Genomic DNA, 7,161 nt, shown 5'->3' on the forward strand with positions numbered 1-7,161 from the left:
CACAAACTATTTTACGGTCTCCGATTTTTCAATATATTTTTCAAATTTAATTAATATTTTTAATTTAAGTCTTAGAATGTTTAATTTTATGCAAAAAATAGCATCCCTAGAACTCAATCTAGGAATGGGTCTAAGGGCATCATCATCCCCAATACCCGTTGCAAGTCACCAAATTCCCATTCACCGGGATATTGGTTGAACTCTTGGTGAATTAACGTTAAAAACTCACCGACAATATATTGTTGTTCCGCAGTTGCTAAGAACTGGTGTTGGAATTCTGGTGCGGTAGCAACCGCCTGTTTAGCCCGCTTGATGAACTGATCTAACTTAGCCGGTGACCAATCTGCCCGTTCTGGCCTAGATGGCTTAGAACTATGTTCAGATGTAGTTGGTTGACTTGACTGGTTAGCGGTTGTCTTTTCACCATGTAACTGGGCCCAGGTCTGGTGGGCTTTTCGACAAGCATTCATGTTTACCCGCTGATCATCAATTGCCTTTTCAATTGCTTTTAACTGATCAACCTGTAAAAACTTTTGGTAGGCTTTTAAAACCGGAGCTACGGCAATTCCAAACTGGTTAGTCAAAGCCGGATCCGCGATAAAATCACCGACCATCACTTCTTTTACCGCCTGGGGCGTCCACGCGGTGTCGGCCAAATGCTGCTCGTTTAACATATGCTGATTAAAACGGGTCAGGATGTCCTGAGCATGCTTCTGCTGATTAGCAGAAAGTTGTTGATACGTGGACGAAGTGAGGAACTGCTTTAAATGTTCTTCTTGCTCGTTCATTTTGTCAATTATCCTCCGTCTCCAAATTAAATTTCTATTCTATGATACCATAATTGTGAAATAGCGAGAAAAGAAAGGAATGGCTACCATGAAGCGCAAAAAGATCGTTGAAGAAATGAAGCACGTCTATTTTCAAAAAATGACCGCTAACGGTTATCATGAAATTGAAAATCAAATTACTGATTTACAAAAACAACGGCCCGGCAAAATTGCCCAGCTCAAAGCTGCTCGGGCCCTTGGTGACTTGTCTGAAAACACCGAATATAGTACTGCTAAACGGGAACTACGCCATCTTGAAAGCCGTCTTCGTTACCTCAACAAGCAACTCCAATATGCCCAAATCATCACTCCTACCGATAATCACCAAGTCGACTTGGGTACCATTGTGACCCTTAAATTCATGGACGATAATGAAATTACTAACTACCAAATTGTCGGCAAGCAAGAGGCTGACCTCACTAAACAAAAGATTACTTTTGACTCACCACTCGGTAAAGCAGTTATGCATCATCAGGTTGGTGAAACGGTAACCGTCCAAGCACCACAAACGGCTTACCAGGTCAAAATTATCAAGGTTCAATTGGTCTAGGCAGTGTTTCCGAGGTATTTTACAAATCAACCAAGCTTTTAATTGACATTGCAGCCTAACCAGGTTAAAATATCACTAACAATTAATAAGTGATTGACTTAAGGAGTGGTCGTTATGCCATTAATAAACTCAAAACTAACTCATCCCCGTTACAATAATTACTGTTGTTAATTTCAAATTAATTTAGTCTAGCATTATTTGATAATGGTGGACTTTTTCCTATGCATTGACATTATATTTGAAATTAACAGCAGTTTTTTTGTACCATTTTTTTGAATTGCGAGGTGATTAAATTATGACCACTGCCCCTCTTAAGGTCGGGATTCTTAACCTGATGCACGATAAGGTCGACACTCAACGCCGTTTTCGGCATGTTTTAACCCGGTCCGCCCGACCAGTTGAAATAACCTTTCTGTATCCACAGACGCACTATTTAAGCCGTCCCGTCCCTAACTTGGTTAAACGGATTTCGCAACCCTTGGAATTAAATCAAATTAACCAATACGATGCATTTATTATTACCGGTGCACCAATTGAACGGTTACCTTTCAATAAGATCACCTATATCGATGAACTTCACCGGCTAATTGACCAACTGGTAAAATTAAACATTCCGCAACTTTACATTTGCTGGGGAGCAATGGCTGCTGCCAATTACCTATATGATATTGAAAAGCACCAGTTACCGAGAAAACTTTTTGGGGTCTATCCTAATCATATTCTTAATTCTAGTCGCCTTCTAACGGGGTTGCCAGATGGCTTCTTAGCTCCTCACGCCCGTTACGCTGAACTTGACTATCGCCAGATTAGTGCCCATCCAGAACTGATTCTGGAGGCTACTACGGTAGACGGCCAGCTCTTCTCTTTTCGTGCTCGCAACCGTCAACAGTACTTTCTTTTCTCACACCTAGAATATGGTCGCAATGCACTCTTAAAAGAATATCATCGAGAAAAGAATGCCCATCCCAATTGGGATTATGCCAAACCACAAAATTACTTTCTTGACCCAATTCATATGCGGGCACCACAGTTCAAGTGGCAACCAGCCCAACAAATTTTCTTTGATAATTGGCTACACATTGTTGCTCAAAATAAAAATACAAAATACAAAGTTTTGGTAAAGGAGTAGATCATTATGACTAAAAAAATCGTTAATTCCATCACTGATTTAATCGGTAATACCCCGATCGTTAAACTGCAGCGAGTCGTCCCAGAAGGAGCAGCTGACGTCTACGTTAAGCTTGAATTCTTTAACCCCGCTGGTTCTATCAAAGATCGGATTGCTCTAGCAATGCTCGAAGATGCTGAAAAAACCGGTAAGCTGACCGCCGGTGGCACAATTGTAGAACCAACTTCCGGCAACACCGGTGTTGGCCTTGCAATGGTTGCTGCTGCTAAGGGGTATCACCTTGTCATTACCATGCCAGAAACAATGAGTGTAGAACGACGGAAGCTCATGCAAGGTTACGGAGCCGAACTAGTCTTAACACCTGGTGCCGACGGAATGAAAGGTGCCATTGCCAAAGCAAAAGAACTGGTCAAGGAGAAGGGTTATTATATGCCAATGCAGTTTGATAACCCTGCCAATCCGGAGATTCATGAAAAAGCTACCGGGCAGGAAATCATTGATGCTTTTGGTGCTGATAACTTACCAGATGCTTTTGTCGCTGGAGTTGGTACTGGTGGCACTCTGACTGGGATTGGTCACGCCTTAAAGAAGGCACAACCAGCCACCAAGGTTTACGCTCTGGAACCTGCTGAATCACCGGTACTCAAAGAAGGTCATGGTGGCAAGCACAAGATTCAAGGCATTTCTGCCGGCTTTGTTCCTCAGGTATTAGATAAAAACGTGTACGATGGTATCATCGAAATCAAGAGTGACGATGCCATTGCCATGGCCCGCAAGGTAGCGCACCAAGAAGGAATTCTGGTTGGGATCTCTGCCGGTGCCAATATCAAAGGAGCCATTGAACTAGCCAAGAAACTTGGTCGTGGCAAGAAAGTCATCACCGTTTCTCCTGATGGCGGTGATCGGTACCTGTCTACTGAAATGTTTGATTACTAATTTATTAATTACAATAATTAAAAGAGGAGCGGTTTGTAAATGAACCGCTCCTCTTTTGGATTTCTTGGTATTATAAGATCGGCGCTAGTAGTCGTGAGAAGTATTGCTTGAACTTGCGCCACCGCGATTGGTTGTTAAAATACTCTGGTGTCAACTGGGTACTATCTTTCAAGTCATTTTCAAAAATCCGTTTCAATTTAGCTGTCAATTGTTCATTATAAGTAAAGGCATTGGCCTCAAAATTAAGTCGATAGGACCGATAGTCCTGGTTAGCCGACCCCACTGACGCCAGATTGTTACCACTGACCATCGTCTTGGCGTGGATAAATCCGTTATTATACTTGTAAACCTTTACACCGTTATTAACCAGGTACTTAGCATAATACTCTGTGGCACGGTAAACAAAAGGATGATCAGGCATACAAGGCACCATGATACGGACATCGATTCCACTCCGGGCCGCAATGATCAAGGATTCCAGGATCGGTTCCCCGGGAATCAGGTATGGCGTCTGAATATAAACATAACGGCGAGCCGAACTAATAATCGATTCATAGCCCCGGCGAATCGCAAAATTGTCATTATCAGGGCCAGAGGAAGTAATTTGCATCACCACGTCATTCGTACTATGTGGCAATTCAACTTGAAAGCCTGCAAAGGCCTTTTCCAAATCAATTCGTTGCTTACCGGTTTTCCGGCAGGTAGTATTCCAATCCATGGCAAAACGGGCAGTCAGGATCATCGCCGCTTGGCCAATGATTCGTAAGTGGGTGTCACGCCAATAACCAAACTTAGGATTGACTCCCAAATATTGGTTCCCAATATTGAAGCCACCAATATACCCAATTCTGCCGTCAATTACGACAATTTTTCGGTGAAGGTGATAGTTTAAACGAGGCGTGGTAAAACGCTTATTGGCCTTAGAATTGAAGGGCTGCGCTAACCCACCCAGTTGTTCCAAATGACTAAAGAAACGGTTGGTTGTTCCCCGCGAACCGCTCAGATCATAGAGTACTTTAACGATCACTCCACGTGCGGCGGCCTTTTCCAAAGCGGTCAACACACGCTTGCCTAATTGATCCGCATAAAACGTATAAAACTCAATGTAAACATGGTCTTGAGCCGCATTGATATCTTCGATTAATTTATCAAAGAGCTGATGGCCATCGATAAAAATATGAACCTGATTATTAAAAGTCACCACCGAATGATTAAGGCTCAACGAGAGCTTAATCAATTGGCGGGCCCGCGCCAGGCGACCATTAGGTGACAATAATTGATGATCATCCACCAATTGTTTTTGTTTATCAACAATTTTTTGCTGGAAGGCCTTCTCTTCGGCACGAATATTAAAGATATCATCACTTGATAACTTGCGACCGACAAACAAATAAATGATAAAGCCAATGACTGGTAAGACTGATAAGACCAACAACCAGGCCCAGGTTGAGGCAATATCACGCCGGGTGCGAAAGACCGTCCACATGGCAAAACCAATGTTGACCAACCAAAGGACTTCAATGATTCGTCGGATGACGTCCCACGTCCAGATAATATTCATAGTTCTTCCCCCTCATTATTATCTTTCTTATTATACTCCCACCTAATTTGACACTCATTTCATTGATATAATTGTCTTGAAAGAAGGAATCACTATGTCAGCTGCACAAAAAGTCCTAAATCAATTAAAACGTGCCCATATTTCTTACAAATTAATCCACCATCCAGCCGTCTACACCGCTAGTCAGGCAGACCAGTTTGTCCAGGGAGAAGAATTTGCCCGTACTAAGAATCTCTTCTTAACCACTGATAAACACCAACACTATTACTTATTGCTTCTTGCAGACAACAAACGACTCGATCAACAGCGCTTTCGTTCCGTAACCCATGCGCCACGAGTCAGTTTTGCTTCATTAGACGATTTACAAGCAAAATTAGGCCTGACTCCCGGTGCCGTATCACCTTTCGGCCTACTCAACAATACCGAACACGATGTCATCCTTTACGTTGATCAAACGGTTGTCAACGCTTCACGAATTGGATGTCATCCTAACGACAACACGATGACCGTCATTCTTAAAACTAATGATTTATGGAAATTCTTGGAAAAGCATGGATTCCCGGTTCACGTTATTAAACTATAAGTAAGAGAAGCACACTTATCTTAAACAGGTAAGTGTGCTTCTCAAATTAAAATTAATTATGATTCACAATTGATTAGTGCAAGGCTGTAAAGAAAGTAATGAAGCCAAAGAAAATTCCTGGGAAGTTAGCCACAAAGACCGCCCAATCACGTTCACTCTTAAACCAAGCATAGATTGACCAAAGTGTACAGTTTAAGCCAGCAACAAAGGGTTGAAGTGGTGCACAGTAAGCGCCGTGAAGGTTGTTAATAATCTGTGGGATATATGAAACGTACATACAAACCGCAATCACACTGGCAATTACACTCAAAACCCGGATAAATCTTGTTTCCTTCATAATTTAAGTACCCCTTTTAATTAATTTTCTCTTTCATTCAGTTAGTAGCCGCTTGCAGTGCCAAGGCAAAATCACCAATTGTAGCTGAGCCATTATGCTTGGCTAATGGCATTGTGATGTACTGGTCAACGTCACCAACGTCAACGTAATTATTCAATAACTTTTTGAATTCACGACGAACTTTCTTTAGGAATGGTTCACTGACAACCCCGCCACCGAAGACAATCTGTGCTGGGCGGAACATCAAGGTCGCATCTAGAGCGGCCTGGGCAACGTAATAGGCTTCAATGTCCCAAACGTGGTCGGTCAAGGGGATATCTTGCCCCTTCTTCCCGGTCCGGGCTTCAAAAGTCGGGCCGCTGACTAAGCCTTCCAAACAGTCACCATGGAATGGGCAAATACCCTTGAAGTCTAAGTCATCAGGGTGCCGCTTTAAGCGAATATGGCCCATTTCGGGGTGGCCAAGTTCACCGACAAATTTTCCGTCGATAACGGCTCCGGCACCACAACCAGTTCCAATTGTGTAATAAACTAGGGAATGAATTCGCTTGTTAAACAGGGTAGAAAGGACATATTCACCATAGGCCGAACCGTTGACATCCGTTGTCCAAGCGATCGGAACGTTGAAGTGCTTCTTGAAGGGTCCAACAAAATCAGTATTTGCCCAACCCTTCTTAGGAGTATCGGTAATGTAACCATACTTTGGTGAACTCTTGCGAATTTCGATTGGACCGAACGAGGCAATCCCAATCGCAGAAAGATCATCTTTATACTGGTCAAACCAATCAATGCACTTCTGAAGGGTTTCGGCCGGGGTAGTCGTTGGAATGTGAATGGAATCCTTAACCTGATAGTTAACGTTACCAACGGCACAGACGAACTTAGTCCCGCCGGCTTCAATACTTCCTAATAACATGTTGTCGTCCTCCTTAGTTATTCTTGTCCATCTCAGCCCGCAATTTCTTGCCGACCTCTTCGTAACCTGGCTTGCCAAGCAGGCCAAACATATTGACCTTGTATGCTTCAACACCAGGCTGGTTAAATGGATTAATTCCATTCAAGTAACCAGAGATTCCCATGGCCACTTCAAAGAAGTAAATTAGGTAGCCAAGCGTATATTCGTTTTCTTCTGGAATGTGAACGGTCATGACCGGAACCCCACCAGCAGTGTGGGCAGCCACCACGGCTTCATAGGCCTTGGTATTTGCGAAGTCCATCGTCTTCCCTTCCAAGTACTT

7 protein-coding genes and 2 pseudogenes are annotated in these 7,161 nt (G+C 43.1%); 4 read left to right on the forward strand and 5 right to left on the reverse strand.

Translation table 11 applies throughout. The features are described 5' to 3' along the window. Positions 1 to 125 precede the first annotated feature (125 nt). Positions 126 to 788, reverse strand: a pseudogene (locus ACEYV4_RS08675) (hypothetical protein); the annotation flags it as partial. Between the two features lie 88 nt (positions 789 to 876). Between ACEYV4_RS08675 and greA the strand changes: the two are divergent. The 3 genes from greA (at position 877) to cysK (ending at position 3,442) form a co-directional block, all read left to right on the forward strand. Then, on the forward strand, positions 877 to 1,377 hold the full coding sequence (gene greA / locus ACEYV4_RS08680; protein WP_373842902.1) for a transcription elongation factor GreA: 501 nt from the start codon (positions 877 to 879) through the stop codon (positions 1,375 to 1,377). 295 nt (positions 1,378 to 1,672) lie between these two features. Further along, positions 1,673 to 2,506 carry a homoserine O-succinyltransferase gene (locus ACEYV4_RS08685; RefSeq protein WP_373842903.1) on the forward strand — a complete coding sequence of 278 codons (834 nt, stop codon included), beginning with the start codon at positions 1,673 to 1,675 and terminating at the stop codon, positions 2,504 to 2,506. 6 nt (positions 2,507 to 2,512) lie between these two features. Beyond that, a complete protein-coding gene (gene cysK / locus ACEYV4_RS08690) occupies positions 2,513 to 3,442 on the forward strand; it encodes a cysteine synthase A (protein WP_373842904.1) in 930 nt (309 codons plus the stop codon). Positions 3,443 to 3,512: 70 nt separating this feature from the next. On the opposite strand, the gene cls is transcribed toward cysK, so the two are convergent. Continuing rightward, entirely contained in the window at positions 3,513 to 5,003 is a 1,491-nt protein-coding gene (gene cls / locus ACEYV4_RS08695; RefSeq protein ID WP_373842905.1) for a cardiolipin synthase, read from the reverse strand. Positions 5,004 to 5,097: 94 nt separating this feature from the next. On the opposite strand from cls, the gene ACEYV4_RS08700 reads away from it, so the two are divergent. Further along, complete coding sequence (locus tag ACEYV4_RS08700; protein WP_373842906.1) at positions 5,098 to 5,586, forward strand: prolyl-tRNA synthetase associated domain-containing protein; 489 nt, start codon at positions 5,098 to 5,100, stop codon at positions 5,584 to 5,586. Between the two features lie 73 nt (positions 5,587 to 5,659). Here the strand turns inward: ACEYV4_RS08700 and ACEYV4_RS08705 are convergent, their stop codons facing one another. The 3 genes and pseudogenes from ACEYV4_RS08705 to pgi all read right to left on the reverse strand — a co-directional run. Further along, the gene (locus tag ACEYV4_RS08705) at positions 5,660 to 5,923 is read right to left on the reverse strand and encodes a SemiSWEET family transporter (RefSeq protein WP_373842907.1); all 264 of its coding nucleotides are present in this window, start codon (positions 5,921 to 5,923) and stop codon (positions 5,660 to 5,662) included. A gap of 37 nt (positions 5,924 to 5,960) precedes the next feature. Further along, positions 5,961 to 6,839, reverse strand: coding sequence for a fructokinase ScrK (scrK, locus tag ACEYV4_RS08710; protein ID WP_373842908.1), 879 nt, complete (start codon positions 6,837 to 6,839; stop codon positions 5,961 to 5,963). Between the two features lie 13 nt (positions 6,840 to 6,852). Further along, a pseudogene (pgi, locus tag ACEYV4_RS08715) lies at positions 6,853 to 7,161 on the reverse strand (glucose-6-phosphate isomerase); the annotation flags it as partial.

The organism is Limosilactobacillus sp. (assembly GCF_041859915.1).
In the GTDB taxonomy this organism is placed as follows: Bacteria; Bacillota; Bacilli; order Lactobacillales; family Lactobacillaceae; genus Limosilactobacillus.